Origin of the sequence: Sphaerisporangium krabiense (genome assembly GCF_014200435.1) — a bacterium.
Taxonomy (GTDB): domain Bacteria; phylum Actinomycetota; class Actinomycetes; order Streptosporangiales; family Streptosporangiaceae; genus Sphaerisporangium; species Sphaerisporangium krabiense.
The window spans coordinates 73,364-93,223 of record NZ_JACHBR010000004.1 but is presented as its reverse complement, the minus strand read 5'-3'; the positions used below and the strand labels follow the sequence as shown (position 1 = coordinate 93,223).

At 69.0% G+C, this 19,860-nt stretch carries 21 protein-coding genes; 8 read left to right on the top strand and 13 right to left on the bottom strand.

The genetic code is table 11. From position 1 onward, the window contains the following. Positions 1-5 precede the first annotated feature (5 nt). The 6 genes from BJ981_RS37280 to BJ981_RS37255 form a co-directional block, all read right to left on the bottom strand. Positions 6-1,280: a radical SAM family protein gene (locus tag BJ981_RS37280; protein ID WP_204070041.1), complete on the bottom strand. Its 1,275-nt coding sequence runs from the start codon at positions 1,278-1,280 to the stop codon at positions 6-8. Further along, positions 1,277-1,804 carry a nucleoside-diphosphate kinase gene (locus BJ981_RS37275; protein WP_184618241.1) on the bottom strand — a complete coding sequence of 176 codons (528 nt, stop codon included), beginning with the start codon at positions 1,802-1,804 and terminating at the stop codon, positions 1,277-1,279. Before BJ981_RS37275 ends, BJ981_RS37280 begins: the two co-directional genes overlap by 4 nt. Further along, positions 1,801-2,874 (bottom strand): thymidylate synthase, encoded by a 1,074-nt coding sequence (locus BJ981_RS37270; protein ID WP_204070042.1) that lies wholly within the window; start codon positions 2,872-2,874, stop codon positions 1,801-1,803. Before BJ981_RS37270 ends, BJ981_RS37275 begins: the two co-directional genes overlap by 4 nt. Next, positions 2,871-3,917 (bottom strand): hypothetical protein, encoded by a 1,047-nt coding sequence (locus BJ981_RS37265; protein WP_184618240.1) that lies wholly within the window; start codon positions 3,915-3,917, stop codon positions 2,871-2,873. The genes BJ981_RS37270 and BJ981_RS37265 overlap by 4 nt, the downstream gene beginning before the upstream one ends. 187 nt (positions 3,918-4,104) lie before the next feature. Further along, positions 4,105-4,740 carry a 2'-5' RNA ligase family protein gene (locus tag BJ981_RS37260; RefSeq protein WP_184618239.1) on the bottom strand — a complete coding sequence of 212 codons (636 nt, stop codon included), beginning with the start codon at positions 4,738-4,740 and terminating at the stop codon, positions 4,105-4,107. A gap of 10 nt (positions 4,741-4,750) precedes the next feature. Then, positions 4,751-6,049 carry a helix-turn-helix domain-containing protein gene (locus BJ981_RS37255; protein WP_221315653.1) on the bottom strand — a complete coding sequence of 433 codons (1,299 nt, stop codon included), beginning with the start codon at positions 6,047-6,049 and terminating at the stop codon, positions 4,751-4,753. Between the two features lie 883 nt (positions 6,050-6,932). Here BJ981_RS37255 and BJ981_RS37250 point away from each other — a divergent pair. Both BJ981_RS37250 and BJ981_RS37245 read left to right on the top strand, forming a co-directional pair. Further along, the gene (locus tag BJ981_RS37250; RefSeq protein ID WP_184618237.1) at positions 6,933-7,223 is read left to right on the top strand and encodes a TetR/AcrR family transcriptional regulator; all 291 of its coding nucleotides are present in this window, start codon (positions 6,933-6,935) and stop codon (positions 7,221-7,223) included. A 199-nt stretch (positions 7,224-7,422) separates the two neighbouring features. Further along, positions 7,423-7,566 (top strand): hypothetical protein, encoded by a 144-nt coding sequence (locus tag BJ981_RS37245; RefSeq protein WP_184618236.1) that lies wholly within the window; start codon positions 7,423-7,425, stop codon positions 7,564-7,566. Between the two features lie 744 nt (positions 7,567-8,310). Here the strand turns inward: BJ981_RS37245 and BJ981_RS37240 are convergent. Further along, on the bottom strand, positions 8,311-8,910 hold the full coding sequence (locus tag BJ981_RS37240; RefSeq protein ID WP_184618235.1) for a hypothetical protein: 600 nt from the start codon (positions 8,908-8,910) through the stop codon (positions 8,311-8,313). A gap of 324 nt (positions 8,911-9,234) precedes the next feature. Between BJ981_RS37240 and BJ981_RS37235 the strand changes: the two genes are divergently transcribed. Further along, positions 9,235-9,390 carry a hypothetical protein gene (locus BJ981_RS37235; protein ID WP_184618234.1) on the top strand — a complete coding sequence of 52 codons (156 nt, stop codon included), beginning with the start codon at positions 9,235-9,237 and terminating at the stop codon, positions 9,388-9,390. Between the two features lie 1,099 nt (positions 9,391-10,489). Then, complete coding sequence (locus BJ981_RS37230; RefSeq protein ID WP_184618233.1) at positions 10,490-10,804, top strand: hypothetical protein; 315 nt, start codon at positions 10,490-10,492, stop codon at positions 10,802-10,804. Positions 10,805-11,299: 495 nt separating this feature from the next. On the opposite strand, the gene BJ981_RS37225 is transcribed toward BJ981_RS37230, so the two are convergent. Further along, entirely contained in the window at positions 11,300-11,662 is a 363-nt protein-coding gene (locus BJ981_RS37225) for a hypothetical protein (protein WP_184618232.1), read from the bottom strand. Between the two features lie 393 nt (positions 11,663-12,055). Beyond that, positions 12,056-12,616, bottom strand: coding sequence for a TetR/AcrR family transcriptional regulator (locus tag BJ981_RS37220; protein ID WP_184618231.1), 561 nt, complete (start codon positions 12,614-12,616; stop codon positions 12,056-12,058). Between the two features lie 105 nt (positions 12,617-12,721). Between BJ981_RS37220 and BJ981_RS37215 the strand changes: the two genes are divergently transcribed. The 3 genes from BJ981_RS37215 to BJ981_RS37205 all read left to right on the top strand — a co-directional run bounded on the left by BJ981_RS37215 (position 12,722) and on the right by BJ981_RS37205 (position 16,444). Then, the gene (locus tag BJ981_RS37215; protein ID WP_184618230.1) at positions 12,722-14,293 is read left to right on the top strand and encodes an MFS transporter; all 1,572 of its coding nucleotides are present in this window, start codon (positions 12,722-12,724) and stop codon (positions 14,291-14,293) included. Between the two features lie 88 nt (positions 14,294-14,381). Beyond that, entirely contained in the window at positions 14,382-14,993 is a 612-nt protein-coding gene (gene ccmA, locus BJ981_RS37210) for a heme ABC exporter ATP-binding protein CcmA (RefSeq protein ID WP_184618229.1), read from the top strand. A 41-nt stretch (positions 14,994-15,034) separates the two neighbouring features. Further along, on the top strand, positions 15,035-16,444 hold the full coding sequence (locus BJ981_RS37205) for a DUF6297 family protein (RefSeq protein WP_184618228.1): 1,410 nt from the start codon (positions 15,035-15,037) through the stop codon (positions 16,442-16,444). Between the two features lie 72 nt (positions 16,445-16,516). Here BJ981_RS37205 and BJ981_RS37200 read toward each other — a convergent pair whose 3' ends face one another. Genes BJ981_RS37200 through BJ981_RS37190 form a run of 3 tightly spaced genes read right to left on the bottom strand, consistent with a single transcriptional unit; the run spans position 16,517 to position 17,709 of the window. After that, the gene (locus tag BJ981_RS37200; RefSeq protein WP_239139039.1) at positions 16,517-16,708 is read right to left on the bottom strand and encodes a DUF397 domain-containing protein; all 192 of its coding nucleotides are present in this window, start codon (positions 16,706-16,708) and stop codon (positions 16,517-16,519) included. Continuing rightward, positions 16,701-16,904 carry a DUF397 domain-containing protein gene (locus tag BJ981_RS37195; RefSeq protein WP_184618227.1) on the bottom strand — a complete coding sequence of 68 codons (204 nt, stop codon included), beginning with the start codon at positions 16,902-16,904 and terminating at the stop codon, positions 16,701-16,703. Before BJ981_RS37195 ends, BJ981_RS37200 begins: the two co-directional genes overlap by 8 nt. Next, positions 16,897-17,709, bottom strand: a complete 813-nt coding sequence (locus tag BJ981_RS37190; protein WP_184618226.1) for a helix-turn-helix domain-containing protein — start codon at positions 17,707-17,709, stop codon at positions 16,897-16,899. The genes BJ981_RS37195 and BJ981_RS37190 overlap by 8 nt, the downstream gene beginning before the upstream one ends. A gap of 181 nt (positions 17,710-17,890) precedes the next feature. Here BJ981_RS37190 and BJ981_RS37185 point away from each other — a divergent pair, with 181 nt between their 5' ends. Beyond that, on the top strand, positions 17,891-18,385 hold the full coding sequence (locus tag BJ981_RS37185) for an ATP-binding protein (RefSeq protein ID WP_184618225.1): 495 nt from the start codon (positions 17,891-17,893) through the stop codon (positions 18,383-18,385). Between the two features lie 104 nt (positions 18,386-18,489). On the opposite strand, the gene BJ981_RS39580 is transcribed toward BJ981_RS37185, so the two are convergent. Then, positions 18,490-19,815 (bottom strand): lipase family protein, encoded by a 1,326-nt coding sequence (locus BJ981_RS39580; RefSeq protein WP_184618224.1) that lies wholly within the window; start codon positions 19,813-19,815, stop codon positions 18,490-18,492. Positions 19,816-19,860: the final 45 nt, after the last annotated feature.

Here is a 19,860-nt window from a genome sequence, read left to right as displayed (position 1 = left end):
TGCGGTCAGTCGTCGTCGTAGCGCGCCGCGGTGGTGAGCCGTTCGCGCGCGCCCCGCAGGTGTGCCTGCTGCTGTGGGCTCAGTGCGTAGCCTTCCAGAGCCCGGCCGTGCGCGGTGGGAAGGTGGGGATGTTCGACTTCCCAGATCTGGAACCCGAAGTGGTGCTGCAGGGCGTAGCGGCGTTGCTCGCCCAGGTCGCCGGTCAGCACATGGCCGTCTTCCACCATGAACGGCGTACCCGGGTCGAAGCCGAAGGATTCCAGAGCGGCGCGGAACTCCTCGTCGCTGGGCGCGCGCAGGGCGGCGGCGCAGCGGGCGACCTGCTCGGCCGGGCAGATGTCGCACAGCTGCGGCACGCCCAGGTGGCCGTTGTAGTCGGGCAGCTGCCAGGAGGCGGTGACGCCGCAGGAGGTCTTGCGGTACAGCGGGATGGTGATGCCTGAGTCGCGCCAGGCCTGAACGACGCGGGCGTCCAGTTCGGCGGGCAGCACTTTGCGGCGTTGCCAGCCCTCGCCGTAGGGCATGGTGACGCCTAGATCGCGTAGGTAGGAGGCGTTCTGTGGTTTGTGGTAGTAGCCGGTGAACACGATGGCGTCCACGCCGGCGCCGGATGCGACGCCGAGTACGTGGGCCATGGTGTCGGGGTCGTCGTTCCAGCCGGGCACGATGGGCCGCCAGTACAAGATGACTTTCGTGCGCCGGGCGTGGGCGGCGGCGGTGCGCAGGGAGTCCACCGTGGTGGTGGTCTTGGCGATCGGTTCCACCCGGTCGTCGGTGATGCCGCTGTAGGTGAACAGCAGGGTCGGGCGGATGTGGGTGAGCTGTTCCAGCCGGGTCATGTCCTGCTGGGTGATGTGGAAGCGCGTGATGATGAGCACCAGGTTGCCGAGGCCGCGCCGGTCCAGGTCCTCCAGCACGGCGAAGGTGTGCGGTTTGACGCCGGGCAGCATCGGGTCGGTGGCCTTGTTGAACAACTGCAGCGGGGTGGCGCCGGGCCGGAACTGCGGATGGTCGACCAGCAGGTCGACGGCGTCGGCGGTGGGGATGAGCAGTTGGGGGACCTTCTGGTCGAAGTTGCCCCAGAAGTGGCGGACGCAGTAGCCGCAGTCCAGCGGGCAGCCGATGATGTGGTTCAGCGACAGCCCGGATTTGCGGTTGGTGATGATCTGGCGCATGTAGGGGTCCAGGCAGGCCTGGTGGTCGGCGGGCATCAGCCGCAGCGAGCCCGCTCGGGACGTGTCATGGCCGGCAAGAGCGCCGTTGGAAGGGTTCTGGGTCATCGTGGCTCCTGAAGTAGACGAATCCCGGTGGGGCCGTACCAGATGCCAAGGTCGCGTTCGACGCAGTCGGGGCGGTCGGAGGTGTGGATCAGGTTGTTGATGAGCTGGCCGCGTGCGCGTGCCTGGGGCAGGCTGTCGATGCCGAACCGGCCGCGGATGGTGTCGGGGGCGGCGGTGGCCGGGTCGGTGGGCCCGATCATCTCCCGCAGCCGCCTGGTGGCATGCTCGCCGTGGCCCAGGGCGACGGCGACGCGCTGCCCGGCGAACAGCCGTCGCAGGTCGGCCACGATGTCGATCCCGAACTCGACCGAGAGCGCCGGATCGAGCATGTCGTCGTAGTGGGCCATCACCTGGGCCTCGGTCGCGACCATCGACCGGGGATGCAGCACCTCGACGTGCTCGGCGAGGCAGGCCAGCACCGTGTCCACCAGGCCGCGGGCCACACAGTCCGGCTTGAGCAAGATGACCGACCAGGCAGACCAGTCGATGCCGCGGATCGCCGGGGTGGCGGATTCGGCGGTCATGAGGCATCCCACGGGCCGAGCACCGACCGCTCCAGACCCGGCGTAGCGCAGGACGCCGGCGGGGGTAGTACCCGATCGGGCCAGCGAACGGCGAGCAGCCACCGATACGGGGGCGTGAGCAGGTCCATGACCTCTCCGGTGACCGGGCCGCTGTGATGGACGATCTGCCGGTATGCCTCTAGCAGGCCAAGGACCTGAAGCCAGTACGGATCCAGGTGGGCCAACTCGCTGCTGTGCACCGGCAGCGGGCGCTGATCGGCGCGCAGGCACTGCTCCCAGTCCAGCACGACATCGAGCGTGTCGCGGGTGGTCGTGGCCGGCATCACCGGCGCCGCGCCCGCCGCCGAGCACAGGCCGGGATGCGCCTGTACGAGGGCGGCGCGGGCCTTGGCCTGGTCGGGGGTGTTGAGGTGCATCGAGGACACCATGTGGGTGTAGGTGCCAAGGCGTGCGCCGAGCACGACCGCGGTGTATTCGGCGATCATGGTGAAGGAGAACACGTCACAGGCCAGGCCGATCCAGGCGTCGTTGCCGCGCATGAACGCCACTGTGTGCAGCGCGCCCTCGCGCAGGAAGAACTGCAGTCCCAGGGTGCAGGCGACGTCGGGGTTGCCGGGGTCGGCGAGCTCGCCGGGTTGCATGATCAACGCCACGGCGCGTTTGCTGCCCGGGTCGCCGCGCAGCAGGTCGACCGCCCGGTCCCACTGGGAGGCGCCGGCCGGGTGGAACAGCCGCGGCCCGTAGGCGGTGCCGGTCAGACGCCCGCCGCTGGCCAGGCGGCGTAATCGCGGGGCGTAGTAGCCGATCATGGCCACATCGTCGCGGCCGGCCAGGTACCACAAGACCTCGGCGTGGTTGAACACGATGTTCACGCGCCGGGCCTGCAGGTAGGGGATGCGGTGCCGCGGGTCGGTCAACGTGAACGACATGCCCAGGACCTCGGTGGCGGTGTTGCCGCGCGAGGCGGCCGCGTGCTGCGGCCGAGACACCACTTCCTCCAGCACCGCCAGGTAGGCATCGTGGAAAGTGGCGAACGCGGGCGCGGCCACCCGGCCTGCGGAGGCGTTCACCGGGCTCCGTCCATCTCGGCGTGCCGCTCGGTCAGGGTGGTCAGGTACTGCTCCAGCACGCCCACCTGCCGCGAGGTCCGGAACAGCTCCAGCCTGCCCAGGCAGTCGGAGATGAGGTCGACATGGCGGCGGCTGCCTTGGATCTCCCGCAGCCAGGCCAGGCGCTCCAAGACCTGCGTGGCGTCCTCGACATGCAGGACCGGCGGGGTGATCTGGCCGGCGTTGACCAGGGTCGCCGGCGTCAAAGGCAGGCAACCGGCCAGCACCGCCTCCGGCAACCGCTGAGAGATGGCACCGGTCGCGGAGTACCGGTCAGGCATGAGCAGCACCGTGGCAACGCTCTGGCCGTAGATGCCGTTCACCTCCGTGAACGCGGCGCGGCCGGTGAAGTTCACCCCTGGCCAGTCCAGGGTGCGGGTCCACTTGCCGGCGACGCGGTGCGGCACGTGCGCGGCGGCGGGTGCGAAGAACCTGGCGAACGCCTCGTCGCGATCGTACTGGTTGCCGACGTAGGCCAAATCGAGCGGCCGGTCCCCCTGCGTCAGGCGTGCGGGCTCGGCGGCGTCCAGCAGTGCGTCTGGCACCATGATCGGCAGCATCGCCGCCGGTGGATCCGGCAGCAGTGCGGGGTCGCACACCAGCACGTGCGGCATCGCGCGCAGCGGGTCATCGGCGCTCATCTGCCGGTCGGTGTCCCATAGCACGGTCGGGGTGCCCGCCTTGTGGGTGTAGTGGTCCAGCAGGTCGTCTTGCCGGTGCAGGTCGCAGGTGTGTCCGTCACTGCCGCAGACGGTGGTGTTTCGCCCGGGCAGTGGCCAACGCCACTCGCACAGCAGCGCATCCAGCGCCGGGAACCCCTCATCCCACTGGTAGGGCAGGCGCATGCCCGCCTCCAGCAGGTCGCGGTCACGCTGCAGCATGACCAGCTCGTGGCCGCGGGCCAGCAGTTCATCGGCGATCCCGCGCCGCCAGAACCGTCCTCCGTCGGGGGTGTCCAAGATGCCGGGCCCCAAGAACCCCCAGAAGCTGTATCCGATCTTCATGCCACATCCCCTCGCCATCCAGCGGTACCGGGCAATGCGAGCGCTTCGGCCAGTGAACGAACCGTCAGGCCGCGACGACCGTGGGCAGCACGCTGCCCACGGGTTGGGCTCCAGTGGAAGGCCGGCGCGTGATGCGGCGCCGGTAATGGGCGTGCGGGGGCTCAGGGGGGAGAGGTCAGGCCCCGGCCTACCCGCCGAGTGGCACCGAAGCGACGGTGTCCCACTTGTATACCTTGGTGTCTCTGTCGAGCCGGATGAGCTGGACCGCGTTCACGGTGACCGTGACCGGGTCGGCGGCCACGCCGTGCACGGCTTCCAGGTACGGCGCCGCCGAACCTTCGCCGTTGCTGTAGGCGAGGCTCACGTGCGGAGTCCACTCGGGAGCGTCTGGGACTCGGTGCGCGCCCCACACGTCGGTGATGGCCGCTCGGACGGAGTCACGCACTCGGCGCAGTTGGTCTGCGGGTTCGACACGGAACAGGATCGCCTCGGGGTCCACGATCGGCGCGCCGACCGTGAAGGTGATCGGGGGATGCGCTGTCAGGTGTTCCTCCGCCGCGGCGGTGATCTTGCGTACCTCGGCGTCGGGTACCTGGTCGGTGAACCCGACTCCTTGCATGGTCAGGTGCAGCCACTGCAGCGGTATGAGGTCGACCCCGGGCAAGGCGCCTAGGGCTGCCTGGTAGCGCTCGGTGATCTGGTGCAGGGCCGCCTGCCCGCCGAAGGTCACATGCCAGGTGTACATGCGGGTGCCAACGCTCCAGCCGGGCCGCCACCACCAGTGGTCGCGCATCCGGTCTGACGCGCCGAGTTCGGTAACCATCGGACCTCCCCTATCCGCTGACGAGGCTTGGCATGCTCCCGCTGGGGGAGCAGTATTCCCGGATGTGCGAGACCAGCGCGAGCGCCGGCCTGGCGCCCCGGAGAGCAGGGCTGTGCAGTATGGGGGCGACCTGGCGGGCCAGGCGTGTGGTGAGCGTGGCCAGCCGGTGGTCGGCGGGCAGGTCGAGCACTGGCCGCAGCGAGGCTTCCGCCCGTTCGACGTCCTTGCTCATCAGGTGTGCGATGGCAGCGCCGATACGTACCTGCGCCCACGTCCCATATGCACGGTCCTCACCGCCGCGCCAGGCCCGTTCAGCCAGGTGTGCGGCGGTGAGAGCGTGGTCTGGCCGCCGGTCGCGTAGATGCACTGCGATGCCGTAGTTGGCCTGCCGGGCGACCCCGCACTCGAAAGGTCCGCCGAGTTGCTCGGCGCAGGCCATGTCGTCTCGGGCGTGCTGCGCGAGCGTCAATGCCTGTTTGGCGCGGGCCACATCGCCCAAAGCCTGCCAGGCATCGGCTTGCTGGCACGCCAGGAGCACGCGCGCGGAGTCGCGGGCCGCGACGGCGTAACCGCGTTCGGCATACTCCCCGGCCTCCGCATACCGGCCTTCCCAGAAGGCTGCCTTGGATTGGGCTGATAACACCAGCGCGATCAGCGATGCATCGCCTGCCTGCTCGGCCACTACCGCGCCGGTGTGTCCGTAGGCGTCCGCGTCGGCGATCTTCCCTAGGTCGCTCGACAGCCACGACATCACGGCGCACAGCTTGCCGGTGATCACATACAGTTCACGCGTCTGAGGCAGGTACTGCCGGCCTTCGGTGATGAGCCGCAGTGACCGCCGTAGCAGGTCGTCGGCCTGCGCGAAGCAGGGCAGCGGCGCGCCGTGCACCGCCTCCCGGGCGATGCGCCGGATCTTGCTGTCCAGGTGGCTGAGAGTGCCCGCCCCGACGTTGGTCGTCTCCAGCCACGTAGCGAAGTCGGTGACCTGCTGCACCGTCGAGTCGATCGGCGTGGTGGTCTCTCCCTTCGGGGAAATGAACCCCAGCTCCGCGCTCGATAAGCCGTAGAAGCGTTCGAGCACGACACGGTGACTTTTATGGGGCCAGGAATTGCCCGAGCTGCTTTCCCAACGTCGGTACTGCCGTGCGCTGATCGATGTACGCCTGGGGAGTTCCCCCGCGGCGTGCATCTGCTCGGCTAGCCGAGAAAGCCGCTCCGCGGCGTCTTCCTGGGTTAGGTTTCTCCGCTGACGTGCCGCTCTGAGCAGCACGTTGATCGGAGCGCTCGCAGGTGTGTGGCTGGCGGTCACGGCCTCACCGTAACCGGCTGGCGCTGACTGAGGAACAAGCTGAGTCATTCAGGGCCTGCGGTATCGGTCAAGAGCACAGCAACGCCCCCAATCCGCCCGGCTAACGGCCATTTGCGTGGCCACTGGCCATATGGAATGGCCGCCGAGATGACCTGGGCAGGTCATTCGATCGGTGATCTGCTGAGCCGCAGATCTCGCCTGTCCACCTTGGCCAAGCCAGGCACAGCATCTTGGCGAGCGGCGGGCCGGCGCACCTGCCTGCAATGCAGAACCTAACGAAGTGCCGGTTTTCTGGCATTCCGGCCAGCCCGTAACCGGGTGGATCCGACGCGCGGCTGACACGCTGATCGGATCCGTGATCGCCACTGGAGGAGCGGTCCATGGATGACCACGACCATCGACCCCGGCCCTGCCCGCCCGGCCGGCGGGCACAGCTTATGCCTCTACCGGGCGTGGGCGCCGCCACGGCTACGACGGCCGGCACCGCGACGGCGCGCCGACGGTTGCCGGCATGCCCGCACAGCGTTTCGACCGCGACCAGGTTGCCGCGGCGGCCTCCCTAACCCGGACCGAACGCGGGTGGCTGGTGCTGTGGGGCCTGCACAGCCGCCGCTGATACGGCATCCCTTGCGCCAACGGCGTCGAGGGCTGGATCGAGGCAGCGGACACCGTAGAGCTGGTGGAGGCGATGCGCGCCGCAGAGCCCCCTTGGCTGGGTGGCCCGCGAGCGTGAGCCGCCCCTTGATCGCATTGGAGATGCGATCCATGCAGGAATCTAAGACCCACCACCCTCCGTCTTAGAGCCGATGCCCGCCCGGCTGATCCGAACTCCCCGGGGCCGCGACCCCCGCCCCACGACAACCCGGAAAGGAACACCCCCCTGTTGACCGGCCGCACCTACCACAAGATGATCGCCGATCAGCGTTCCGACGACCGGCGGGCCAGGCTCCTGGCGGCCGGATGTCAGCTTTTCGCCGACTGGGGTTACTACGGCGTCGGAGTGCGCCAGCTGTGCACCCATGCCAACACCTCCGCGCGGGCGTTCTACGAGGTGTTTCCCTCCACCGACGCCCTGTTCGTCGAGGTGTACAAGGCCGTCGCCAGGAACGCGTTGAACGCCATGCGAGACGCCTCCCGGCCGTCGACGATGCCGCGCTGCGCCTGGCCGCGGTGATCGGCGGCTACGTGGGGCACGTCACCGGCGACGCGCGTGCGGCACGCCTCCTGCACCGGGAGGTGCATCGCGTGCCGTACGCGGCCAAAGCCGCCCGCCGCGATCGGGGGCGAGGCGGGGCATCGGGGTTTGGGTGGTCTTTGGGGCGGGTCACGCCGACTGGGTACATGTACCTCATGGGCGGCATAGGCCGCATTCAGTGGCCACAGATCGTGGACAGCACGTCGGGGTGGACCTGGCCCGAGTGGCCGCGGTGCTGCGCCGGATCGCCTATGACATCGACGAATTGGCCGTGCCCGCGCCGTGGCCGACCTGGACCAGGCCGCCCATCATCGGCGACTAGCGTGCCTCCTCAAGTCGTTGGCGTGAGCACCCCGAGCATGAGCCGTGAGTCACGGGAGCGGAGGCGCCGCTCCTTCATCGCATCAGGAGGGTCCTGGGTCCACCGGTACGTCCGGTACGTCGGGCGGGAACTCGGGGAACTCGCCAACTATGTTGGGGCACCCTCTGATCTCCGAGGGTACTGAACCGCGGCACACTCGTACGTTTTCGACCAGATGCCACGTTGGGAAGCCGAAGAAGACGGCCTTGTCCCACCAGTGCGACTCGTTACCGTCGCGACAGAAGTAGTTCTCCCTCGCTACCGCGCCCAAAACCCTCCACATGTGGTAGCCCGTGGCACAGTACTTGGTGACGATTTTTCGGCAGGGGTACGGGATCCCCCATTTCCGGCAAACCCCCCACACTCTCACATCCTGAGCTTCCCAAGCCACGGCGAACCCCTTTGCAACGTTTCTTACGAGTACCTTCAGTCTATTTGCGCTGCGACAAGACACGCTTCGCCTGGCTTTGGGGTGCGTGCCCGGCAGGCCGAGGCGAATGCATTATCAGCCATCCGGCTCCGGAGAACACTGGACACACAAATCGCTCAACTGAGCGCCAGGTGAGCAGGCGCCACGAGAACACCTTAGGCTGGTGATGCTGTGAGGTAGTGGGCCCCCACGTCTTTTAACTTTGACAGCGTCGCTAGACGTGGAGTCTACGCACGACAACATTAAATCAACGACCGGCCTGCATAGGCTCAGTGTCAATCTTCTTCGTCGGAACAGCCCGCACCTATTACTACGCCGACGGCGAGGCCGATAGAGGCTCCTGCCACAGCTCCAGCGGCGCCCCCGATGATGGCGCCCATTGTTGCACCGACCTCGGCCCCCGCTATCGCTCCTGCGGTGACCCCCTCATTGGCTGTGAGGTACACAACTTGAGGTGAGTCCTCATCGTCGTCGCCCTTGGTGCGTGGGGCCACGAGGTTGTTGACCCCAGAGGCTATAGCGAGTGCTGTGGGGCTTGTCCGGGGATCAGGCAGCAGTGTCAGGTAGATATCGCGGACTCGGCGCGTCACCGCGCTAGGAACATTACGCTTCCCAGCGGCTTCACGGAGGCAGTCGACCAGTTCCTCCAACTGGTCTAGTTCTCGCCCCGTGACTAGGCCCTGCTCCTCTAGTCGTTTGAGGGCAACATCTGCGCCTTTGTAACGATCTCCGTCGACTTGGCGGCCAATTTCCCGTGCGATCTCCAATGCTGCACCGACGAGGTCTCCCGTCGCCAGCGCCGACGCTCGAGCAGCTGCCGGATCCTTTGCTGCGCCGTCGACTATGCGCTGCCCTAGACCATATTGGTCCGTCATTAGGCTACTCCCTTCCGTGAAAAGCTTATATGTCCAGATATAACCTCCCTACGCGCCAGTTGACGATAAAATTGCAAGCGCTCGATTAACTGCATGCGCGCCGCGAAAATGGGAGGCGGAACGTACTGCGCACGCTGGCGCCACTGACCGCTCTGTCCTCCCCGTGGGCCCTAACGCTGCGAACCCCTTCGCCATCAGCCCAGCCCGTTCCAGCGAAGTGGTGGAGCAAGTTCTGCATCGCGTACGTATCCGCCGGGGCCGGACCCGACGCCCTTCCAGGATCGCCTCGCCGCCGGGACCGCGCTCACGATCCCACTGACGGTGATGTTGACACTGAACAGCGTGGTGATCACGGGAGCGCTTCGCTTCCCGAAGCTTCCCCAGGGCCTCGTCGCGGGCTTCCTTGACGCCATGGAAGATGGCACCGAGGTCGCTGACCTCGCGGTCGCCGAGCGGGTATTCGATGCTGGCCTTGCGTAGGGCGGCGCCCACCGCGTCGAGTTCGACGCGCGCCTGGAGTAGGTCGGCATGGCGACTGCATAGCCCGCACGCATCGTGCGCCCGCTCGCAGGGCGGCACTGTCATGGCCGTCAGTCCAACGGCGCCGGGCCACCGTGACTGGGGCAGTTCAGAAGGGCCCGCGCAGCCCAGCTCTGACCTGCTTGAATCGGGCTGGCTCGTGCTGTACGGCGTATCGCCGCTTCTACGCCACCGCCCTCATGGATGCGATGACCGAATGCCGGAGAACCGGGTGGAGGTGGCGTGTGTTCTTGCTCAGAGGGACTGGACTAATGGCTCGCCCGTACGGGCTTAGAGCGCCCGAGACCTCCTCGTCGCCGTCTTGGCACTGCGGAGACTCGCCGTCCGGCGTCTGGACTCTGGCCGACCACGGGGAGGCGGCCGCGGATCCCTTCGCAGCCCCTGCCCATAAGAGGTGACACGGACCAGGGTGGTAAAGCGTAGATTTCGGTGGCTCCCATCATGAGTCTAGCTGTGGCCGAAACAGAAGATCTTGTCCGCGAGTTCTAATCGTTGGTAAGGACATAACTCGACTGAGTCTTCGCAAGTGTTGGCGTTGTCGGTGGCCTGGCGACTCCGTCGTCCGGTATTGAGTCACCAGAACGGTCAGTGGCGGGACGACCTATAGCCACTGCAACGATATGTCGAAGCCCAAGGTGCGGAAGGACACAAAGATCGACCGGCACAACAACGCTGTCGTGCAGAAAGCGGCTCAGGAGTATCTCGATGTGTTGAGATCCATCCGCTACGGTTCCGGTACACGGGGGCAGAAGGTGCCAGATACTGGAAATTCGTGCACGGCCTCTGCCAGTCACTGTGGGACTCCAGAGAGCTGCGTTGAGGCTGTTCACGACGAGAAGCACTGGTATCGATTTTTCTAGACAGGCGGCAAGATGCGCACACGAACGGTGAACACCATCGTCGCGACGGCGTTTTTTGTGGTGGCCGCACTCGTCGTCTTCACCTTCAGAGGGCGAAGTCATTCCTTGACTTCGCCTTCGAGAGGCCGGATCCGGCATGCGTCGCGAAAGCGGCCGCCGACAACGAGAGACTCGCAGACGTGATCGCACCGCACCTGCCCTCCGTACGACCTGACGACATCGAAGGCGGGCACGGCTGTGAGCCTCCGGAAAGAGGCGCATCGGTGGAGGTGGAACTGCGCGGCACGTCGATCGAGAAAGCTCTGCGCGGGTTCGCCTCCCCGGCATGGACTCCCTTACCGGAAGCGAAAGTCCGTGAGCAGGCGGAGTCTGACCAGGACGCCGTGGCGGTCTCGGGGAGGATCGATGATCGCGAGGTAGATGTCTATGCGTTCCAAGAACGGTCCGGTGACGGGCCCATCACAATCATGGCCTGGTTCGCGGACGATGACTGACATCAAAGCGCTGCCAGTCTCTTAGAAGGCGTATCGGCCGCTCATGATGGAGGTATCGCGCGGGCTGGTGATCTAGGTGGCCTTGAGACGGGCTCCTGGTACCGGGCGGCCCTCTGTGGTGGGCCGGCCGCCCTGCTCAACCGGGAGGAGCAGCCAGCGGGCGGCGGGTCGTACCAGCCAGGAACTCGAGCACGGCCAGTGGGCCATGGCGGCGCCAAGCGGCGCAGGCTCCACGATGAGTAACGGCCGGGTATCGTTCTCCGGTCGCCGCTCCGGGGGCGCCGTCATCGCCACCCGTGTCCGCAGGTTGGCGGCGTCCCGGGCCGGTGGCTGCGCAGGACCAGGGACCAGTCCTGTGCGCCGCCGCCTCGCGGTCGGCAACTCGAATGTGGCGTCGACCGTCGTTGGACGCTGAGGGGGGAGCCCGGTTGACCGTCGCGAGGCGATGGCGAAGCCCGTGGGGTCACGTCAGGCCCCGCCGGGTGGCCGGTTCGGTCAGGGGTTGTCGACCATGAGGCTGTAGGCGCCTGTGAGGGTGTGGCGGGAGGAGGTGCCGGCGCGTATGCGGGTGGCCGGGCGTAGGAAGCCGGGCCTGCACTGTTCGCCGGAGTAGATGATCACGTCGGTGTTGCTGCCGTTGGTGACCGTGACGGTGCTCAGCAGCGGGAATTTGGGGAGCGAGTAGCACCCGGGCGCGGGGTGCGAGAACCTGGTGCGGGGCAGGCTGGCGGTCTCCACCACGATGTCGCCGTCGGCGTCGCCGTTCCCCCGCCCGGCCGCCGACGCGGGGCACAGGGCCATCAAAGGGAGGGGCGCGGCGGCGAGCAGCACGCTGAGGGTGGTCAGGGTACGTCGCATGGCTTTCTCCTCGGCCGTCGATCTTCAGGCTTTTATCGTAACCGAGCGTGACTATCCGATCACTTAAGCCGGTCGCGCGGACGTTCCGTCAGCCGCCCGATGCGCGCACGCCAGGCGACCCGCGCCGGCGCGCGTTCCCCGGGCGGGCAGGCATGCGCGACCAGGAGCCGCCCACCATGCCCGGCGCCCCGACCGAGCCCCTAGCGCACCCGCCCCGACGGCGTGTCGCGCTCCAGCCTGTGCGGCGACTTGACCTCGATGACCCCGGTCACCAGGAAGCCCGGTGCGCCTTTCCAGCGCGGCATCACTCCTTGCGCCGCCGTCCGCACCACCGCCCGCATCGTCCTCCTCGCCTCGGTCAAGGAAGGCGGCGATGTACCGGTCGACCGGCGGCTAGGCCGTGAAGGTCCGGACCAGTGTCTCGCCGAGCAGGCGGCCCGCTTCCGCCGGGCTTGCGCGCCCGGCGGCGACCTCCTCATTCGCGCCGACGGCGAGTGCGCGGACCATCGCGTACGCCCAGTGCGGCGGCAGTCCGGCGTGGATCGCGCCGGACTCGTGCGCGGCCGTGAGCCAGGTCAGCAAGGGGTCCTCCGGGCCGGGGCGCTCGTGCGGATCCTCGGTGACGAGGTCGCGGTGCACGTCGAGGAAGCGGTAGCGCTCGCCGACCGCGAGGATCTCCGGCCCGAGGCGGCGCAGGATCTCCGCGGCGGTGCCGCCCTGGGCGACGGCCGCGGCGACGATGGCGCGCTGCTCCTCGACCACCACCGCGAACAGGGCGCGGGCCAGGTCCTCGCGTGCCGGGAAGTTCCGGTAGACGGTGGTGCGGCCGACTCCGGAGGCGTCGGCGATCTCCTGGATGCTCGCGTCGGGCTTCTGGCCGAGCACGCGCATCGCGGTGGCCAGCACGGCGTCCCGGTTCCGTCTGGCGTCGGAGCGAAGGTTCTTGCTGCTCATAGGAGAACTCTGGCGGTGCCACGCGAAAAGTGGAACAGCGGAGTACCAAGTGGTACTGTCCCGTACCACTTAACTCGCCCATGTCCCCGCTGGAGTCTTTTCGCCATGAGCACCTCTGACCTCCACCCACCTGTCGCCCCCTCTGCGACGGAGGCCGCCTACCCGTCGCCGCGACGGCGCCGGCTCACGCTCGCCGCGGTCGCTCTCGGCGTCATGATGGTCAGCCTCGACGGCACCATCGTCCACGTCGCCAACCCCACCATCGGCAGGGATCTCGGCGCTTCCCTGGCCGGCCTGCAGTGGGTGACGAACGGCTACCTCCTCGCCCTGGCCGTCGCGCTCGTCCTCGGCGGCAAGTGCGGCGACCGCTTCGGCCGGCGGCGCGTCTTCCTGATCGGCGTCGCCGGCTTCGCGCTCACCTCGCTCGGCTGCGCCCTGTCGCCCTCGACCGAGGTCCTGGTCGCGTTCCGCGTGCTCCAGGGCCTCGCCGGGGCGATGCTGGTGCCCAACACGCTGGCGCTCCTGCGCGCGGCCTTCCCTCCGGCCGGACTCGACCGCGCGATCGGCGCCTGGGGAGGCGCCTCCGCGCTCGCCGCGGCCTCCGGCCCCATCGTCGGCGGCCTGCTCGTCGAGCACGTCTCCTGGCAGGCGATCTTCGTGCTGAACCTCCCCCTGGGCCTGGCCGCCGTGCTCCTCACCGTCCGCCGGGTGCCGGAGTCGCGCGCGAGCACCCGCGCGGGGGGCATGGACCTGTCCGGAGCGGCCCTGCTGTCCGGCGGCCTGTTGCTGGTCGTCTGGTCGCTGATCCTGACGCAGCGGCACGGCTGGGGCTCCTCGTCCGTGCTCCTTCCCGGCCTCGCCGGCCTGGCCGTCCTCGGCCTGTTCGTCGTGCGCGAGCGCCGCGCGGCCGACCCGCTGCTGCCGTTGTCGCTGTTCCGGTCCCGCTCGCTGTCCCTGGGCGTCGCGCTGGTGATCTCCGGGAACTTCGCGCTGTACGGCGTGCTGTTCTTCATCGGCCTCTACCTGCAGAACGTGCACCACTACAGCCCCCTTGAGACCGGGCTGCGGATGCTGCCGCTGACCGCGGTCTTCGCGGTCAGCGCGCCGCTCGGCGGCTTCCTCACCGGAAGGCTCGGCCCCCGCTGGCCGCTGTTCGGCGGCATGCTCCTGCTCGCCGGCACCTTCTACGGATTCACCGGCCTGGAGGCCGCCTCGCCCTACGGCGGGCAGTGGCCGTACCTGGTGACCCTGGGGCTCGGCATGGGGCTGGTGATCGTCGCTTCGACCGAGGCCATCGTCGCGAACGCGCCCGTCGAGCTCGGCGGCGTCGCCGGCGGCCTCCAGACGACGGCGAACCAGCTCGGCGGCGTCCTCGGCACCACCGTGTTCGGATCGGTGGTCGCCGGCGCCGTCGCCGGCGCGCTGCCGGACGCGCTCGCCGGCGCGGGGGTGCCCGGCGAGGTCGCCGCCCGCGTGGCCGCCTCCCCGGGCACGGTCGGCCAGGGCCTCCCGCCGATCGTTCCCGGCGTGCACGGCCAGGTCGCCGCGGCGGTCGCCGACGCCTCGGCGCGGGCGTTCATGACCGGCCTGCACACGGCGATGTGGGTCGGCGCCGCGGCGGCCACGGTGAGCGCGCTGCTCGCCCTGCTCGTCCGGCGCGGCGGGCACGAGAGATGAACGGACAGGGACCGGGAAGAGGAAGGGGCCGCCTCCGGTACGGATGCGGCCCCTCGGCCGTGGGCGCGCGGCGCATAGTGTCTGAAGCATGTCCGAAGTGATCAATGCCGTGGGGCTGGCCGTGGAGCTCAGCGGTAATCCGATTCTGAGCGGTCTCGACCTCACCGCCGCCCCGGGGGAGATCGTGGCCATCACGGGGCAGAACGGCGTGGGCAAGTCGACCCTGCTGCGCTGCCTGGCCGGGCTGCTCGATCCCGTGGCCGGAGAGCTGACGGTCATGGACGGGCCGCCGTCGGACGAGGCGGCCTTCTGGCGTGAGGTCGCCCTGGTCGCCGACGAGCCCGCCTGGTACCCCGGGCTGACCGTGCGGGAACACCTGGACCTCATGGCCGCCGTTCATCGCCCGCCCCGCCTGACCCCGGAGCGGGCGCTGGACCTGTTCGACCTGGCCGGGCGCGCCGACATGGCGCCCCTGCGGCTGTCCACCGGCCAGCGGCAGCGCCTCTCGCTCGCGATGGCCCTGGTACGGCCGAGCCGGATCCTCTTGCTGGACGAGCCCGAGCGGGGCTTGGACGCGGAGTTCCGCGTGCGGCTGGGGGAGATCTTGAGGGAGTACGCGGCGGCGGGCGGCACCGTGGTGATGGCCACCCACGACCTCCGGCTCGCCCAGGTCCCCGGCGCCAGGAGGATCGAGCTGTGAAGCAGATCCAGGCTCTCGTCCGGTCGGGTCGGCCCCCGACTGTGGAGATCCGGGCTCTCGTCCGGTCGGGCCGGCCCCCGAAGAGCTGGGCCGACCGTTACGTCACCGTCTTCGCTCTGCTCGTCGCGGCCGCGATCGCCGTCAAGCCCGTCGGCTCCGCGCTCACCACGGCCGCCAGGCAGGCCGGCCCCGCGCAGGTCGGCGCCGGGACGGCGCTGCTCGTGGCCGGGTACGCGGCCTTCCTCGCCCTGTCCCGCGCCCTCGGACCCGTGGTGGTGCCGCCCGCCGACGCCGCCTGGCTCGTTCTCACGCCGCTGCCCCGCCGTTCCGTGCTCAGCAGGACCGTCCTCGTCCTGCTCGCGGTCTCGATCGCCGCCGGTCTGGCGCTGGGCCTGGCGCTGCCGGTCGCGACCGCGGCCTCCGGGCACCTGGTCGCGGCGCTGGTCCTCGGCGTGGCGGCCGCCACCGGCGGCATGGCCTGGGCCGTGCTCGCGCAGTCCTCCGCCGCCTGGGACGCCTGGCTGCAGGGCACGCTGATCGGCCTGGTGCTCGTCGCCGTCCTCTGCGCCGCGGTGCCGCACCTACTGCCCTCCGTGCCCGTCGGACCCGCCGCCGTCGCGTGCGCCGCCGCGGCGGCTCTTCTCCTGCGCCGGGCATGGTCGGCCCTCGCCCGGATGCCCGCACGGATCCTCCTGGCCGCCTCCGCCCGAACCGGTCACCTGGCCAGGGCCACGACGAACCTGGACCCCAGTGCGCTGGCCTGGATCGCCGAGGAAACCCACTGGCGTGCCCGCGACCTGCGGTCCCGTCCCTGGCCGGGACGGCTGCCCGCCCCCCTGTCGCTCGCGTGGATCGAGGCCTGCCGGCTGGTCCGCCGTCCCGGGCCGCCGGCCCTGCTGCTCCTGGCCACGCTGCTGCCGCTGGTCGCATCGCGCGCCGGGTTCCCCGCGGCCGCGCTGCTCCTGGTGGCCGCCGGCGGCCTGGCCGCCGCCGCGTCCGTCACCTCGGGAGCCCGGCGCGACGCCGACGACCCCGCCCTCGCCCGGCTGCTGGGCGTGGGCTCCCGCCAAGCGCTGACGGCCAGGGCCCTCCCACCCGTCCTGCTGGCCGCCGTCTGGACCACCCTCGCTCTGACGTGGCTGGGTCTGACCGGCCCCTGGCTCCTCCTGGGCGTGCTGACCGCCCCCGCCGCGGCCGCCGGGGCGCTCCGGATGGCGCGCAGGCAGCCCGTCGACCATGCCATGCCGCTCATCGACACCGGGATGGGGGCCATTCCTTCCGGCCCGGTGATCTGGGCGCTGACCGGCGTGGACATCGCGCTCCTCGGCGCGCTTCCCGCACTACAGGCGGCACTCGGCCGCCCCGCCCATCTCGGGGGCTACCTCGCCGCGCAGGCCCTTTGGGGAGTCGCCGTGCTGGTGGCCTATGTACGGCGCTCCGTCGCTGGTTGAGGGCGGAAACACGAGGGAGCCCTCCTCTGGCTGAGTGAGGGCTCCCTCGTTCTGGTGCTGCCGCGCGGGAGATCAGGCGCCGTTCTTGAGGTGGGTCAGGAACGCGGACCACTCGGCGGGTGGGAGGAACAGGGCCGGGGTGGCCGGTGTCTTGCTGTCTCTGACCGCGATGAGGCCGGGGAGGTTGGATGCGACCTCGACACAGTCACCGTTGTCGGTGCTGTAGCTGCTCTTACGCCACCGGGCGTTCTGCAGTTCACTCACTGGCGATCGTGCCGTTCTTGAGGTGGGTCAGGAAAGTGGACCACTCGGCTGGTGGGAGGAGCAGGGCCGGGGTGGTGGGGGTCTTGCTGTCTCTCACCGCGATGAGGCCGGGGAGGTTCGAGGCGACCTCGACACAGTTGCCGTTGTCGGTGCTGTAGGTGCTCTTGCGCCAGTGTGCGCCCTGGAGGTCAGCCACTTTGGTTCACCACTTCCTCTATGAGTCGGAGTGACTGCTTAAAAGGTAGAACTCCGGCGCGGATGGTGTCATACCTGGCGCTGAGCTCGGCGAGGATTTGCCGGTGCTGGATGGTCCGCCCATTCGGTTGCGCATCCGTATAGGCGGCGTAGGCGGCCCCGTTCCGTTCGGCGATGATGAAACCGCCTGCCAGGCCGCAGTGCTCTCCCGTGTCGTAGGGCACGATCTGGATGGTCACGTTGGAACGCTCGGCTATTTCCAGCAGGAGCATCATCTGCTCGCGCATGATCTCCGCGCTCCCTACACGACGCCGGATCACTGCCTCGTCCATGAGGAAGGTGACCATCGGTGGCTTGTATCTGTGCAGGATCGACTGCCGCCGCATGCGGCTTGCCAGCCGGTCCTCGACCTCCTCTGAGGTGATGGCGGGGGCCGTTGAGAACATCGCACGGGCGTACGCCTCGGTTTGGAGGAGACCCGGGACGAGGTTCGGCTCCCAGCTTCGGAGCGCTTCGGCGTCTTCTTCCTCGTCGAGCCATGGTCTGAGGTGTGCCACGGCCTTGTCCCACGCCATGGCGACGTAGAGACGGGTCATGGTGCCGTCCAGGTTGAGAGCCCTGTCGCAGGCCTTGGCGAAGTCGTCGGTCGGGGGGCGCCGGAGGGTTTCGACCATGGCGACCAGCGACTCCGAGAAGCCCATGCGCGAGGCCAGCGCTCGCTGGGAGAGGCGGGCGGCCTCTCGGTGCCGTCGGAGTTCGGCCGCGAAGAATGCGTGTGGGGATTGGGGCGATCCTGTTTCCTTCATGGGGGGCAAATCGGTCCTTTCTAGTTCAATATTATGGATATTGCTGTGCTCACGTACCCCTCACCAAAATGTAAACGTTCGTACGAGCCAATCGCTCCCCGATCGTAGCTCGCCGTCGCCACTCTGAGAGGGCGAAGTCTCCAAGAAGCGCGTTTCTCGCGTCGGAAGAAAAGGCGAGCGCATGCGGATGGGAAGATTGCTAGGCGTCATCGAGATGGCCGGTGAGCCGAAGTCGGCGAGAATGGCCCGTGAGTTCGCGCGGGATAAGCTGGGCGACGGTCATCCGGCGGTGGACGCGGTGGTGCTCCTGGTGTCCGAGGTGGTCACCAATTCAGTGATCCACTCGAATTCCAGGAATGGCGGGAAAATCACGCTGGCGCTCGCGGACTGCCACGACTTCGTACACGTCGACGTCGTGGACGCGGGCGGCGAAGAGGTTCCGCGGGTGCGGGACGACGAATCGGGGGAGGGCGGGCGTGGGCTTCATATCGTCCAGGCGCTCGCCTCCGGCTGGGGGGTACGCCAGGATCCCGGCGGCCGGACCGTGTGGTTTCAGGTGGCGTACGCGCACAGGCCGACGGCCTCGCCGACCCTGCCCCGGCAGCGGGAATCCCCGGAATCCGGCGAGACCGCCTTACAAAGCGTGCGACCGCTTCTCTGGAACGATTCCTCCTGAGAAACGGAAAGCCCGGCGCCGGGCGGGAAGCCTGGCGCCGGGCCGAGGACCGATGGCCGGACGGCCTGGCCGCGCGGGAAGGAAAGCCCTCCCGCGGGCGGGTGTCAGTCGCCGAACTCGTTCTGGACCCCGGGCGGGGTCAGGGCAGAGACGTAGTGCTGCGGCAGGTGGTCGTCGATCGAGTAGATCGCGGGCAGCGCGCGGGTCGCCTCGAATCGGCGCGCCACGTAGGAGAGGGCCGCCAGCGGGATGCCGAACAGGCCGGGAAGCTGGCCGGTCGCCCGCCTCCTGGCCTCCCAGCGGCCCTTGCGGATCCGCGACGGGCAGCGCGCCGCGGAGATCACCGACGTCAGGCCCCCGACCAGGTGCGGCACCCGGTAGTGGTACTCGCGGCCGAAGTGCCGGAACGGCCCGGAGGCGGCGGACGGCAGGTGCGGCACCACGTCGCCGTCGTAGACGTACCGGATCACGTTCTGGCGCAGGAACGGGTCGCTCTGGGCCGCCTCGGCGAAGGCCGGGTCGCCGATCATCGGCTGGCCGAAGGTGTAGACGGCGCGCAGGCGGTCGGCGAGCACGTCGCGGTACTTGCGCTCGTGCCGGATCATGACGGCGAGCAGCGCGGCCATCGCCCCGCCCTGGCTGTGCCCGGTGATGTAGAGCGCCTCCAGCGGGCCCTCGGGCGCGGCGGCGCCCTCGCCGTAGCGCTCGCCGGACCGGGTGGGGCCGTCCGCGCGGGAGACGCCGGCGCCCTGGTGGTCGCCGATGGCGTGGCGCAGCGCGTTCATGATCTCGTACCGGGTGGCCCGCACGTTGCGGTACAGCCCGGCGTGCACGGTGGCGCACGGGTCGCTGATCTGGTAGCCGATGCGCTCCGGCTCGACGTCCAGATTGCTCAGCCAGTTGATGAAGTTCAGCGGCTGGGTGCCGCGGTAACAGAGGATGCCGACCCGGCCGCTCCTGCTGAGAATGAGGAACGCCGTCGAGGAGATGAGCATGGCGTCGGCCGAGGACTGGATGATCTGACAGTGATTGTCCTCGAGGCCCATTCTGGCCATGATCATGGAAAGCGTCTCGGGGTCGGAATACGAGTAGGCGGCGCACGTCGCGAGCACGTGCGCGATTTCCGGGTCCGGATGCTCGGTGGCCGTGAGAAGCCGCCGCTCCAGATTCTTGTAGACCGGGAATCCGGCCGTTTCCCGGTGCCCGAACGGCCGCAGTTCGTCGTAGGACGGGGCCTGAACGCCGCGCCGGCGCAGCCCGCCCACGCGCAGGATGTCGCGGACGCGCTCCTCCCACTCGCTCGTGAGGTGGTCACCGGACACCGATTTCCTGGCGCCGCTCACCACCTTCCCCGCGCCTGCCTGGGCGACCGCGGACGGGACGGTTTTATCCGACTGGCGATTGTTTCTGCTGGTATCCACGCTAGCCACGCCATACACCTTCCGATAAGCGACGGTGCCTTCGAGTTCCGCGGC

What these genes read in the sequence shown, in the direction of transcription:
- BJ981_RS37280 (WP_204070041.1), bottom strand. Translation starts at nt 1,280, where the DNA reads ATGACCCAGAACCCTTCCAACGGCGCTCTTGCCGGCCATGACACGTCC.
- BJ981_RS37275 (WP_184618241.1), bottom strand. Translation starts at nt 1,804, where the DNA reads ATGACCGCCGAATCCGCCACCCCGGCGATCCGCGGCATCGACTGGTCT.
- BJ981_RS37265 (WP_184618240.1), bottom strand. Translation starts at nt 3,917, where the DNA reads ATGAAGATCGGATACAGCTTCTGGGGGTTCTTGGGGCCCGGCATCTTG.
- BJ981_RS37260 (WP_184618239.1), bottom strand. Translation starts at nt 4,740, where the DNA reads ATGGTTACCGAACTCGGCGCGTCAGACCGGATGCGCGACCACTGGTGG.
- BJ981_RS37240 (WP_184618235.1), bottom strand. Translation starts at nt 8,910, where the DNA reads ATGACGGACCAATATGGTCTAGGGCAGCGCATAGTCGACGGCGCAGCA.
- BJ981_RS37235 (WP_184618234.1), top strand. Translation starts at nt 9,235, where the DNA reads ATGTTGACACTGAACAGCGTGGTGATCACGGGAGCGCTTCGCTTCCCG.
- BJ981_RS37225 (WP_184618232.1), bottom strand. Translation starts at nt 11,662, where the DNA reads ATGCGACGTACCCTGACCACCCTCAGCGTGCTGCTCGCCGCCGCGCCC.
- BJ981_RS37220 (WP_184618231.1), bottom strand. Translation starts at nt 12,616, where the DNA reads ATGAGCAGCAAGAACCTTCGCTCCGACGCCAGACGGAACCGGGACGCC.
- BJ981_RS37215 (WP_184618230.1), top strand. Translation starts at nt 12,722, where the DNA reads ATGAGCACCTCTGACCTCCACCCACCTGTCGCCCCCTCTGCGACGGAG.
- ccmA (WP_184618229.1), top strand. Translation starts at nt 14,382, where the DNA reads ATGTCCGAAGTGATCAATGCCGTGGGGCTGGCCGTGGAGCTCAGCGGT.
- BJ981_RS37190 (WP_184618226.1), bottom strand. Translation starts at nt 17,709, where the DNA reads ATGAAGGAAACAGGATCGCCCCAATCCCCACACGCATTCTTCGCGGCC.
- BJ981_RS37185 (WP_184618225.1), top strand. Translation starts at nt 17,891, where the DNA reads ATGCGGATGGGAAGATTGCTAGGCGTCATCGAGATGGCCGGTGAGCCG.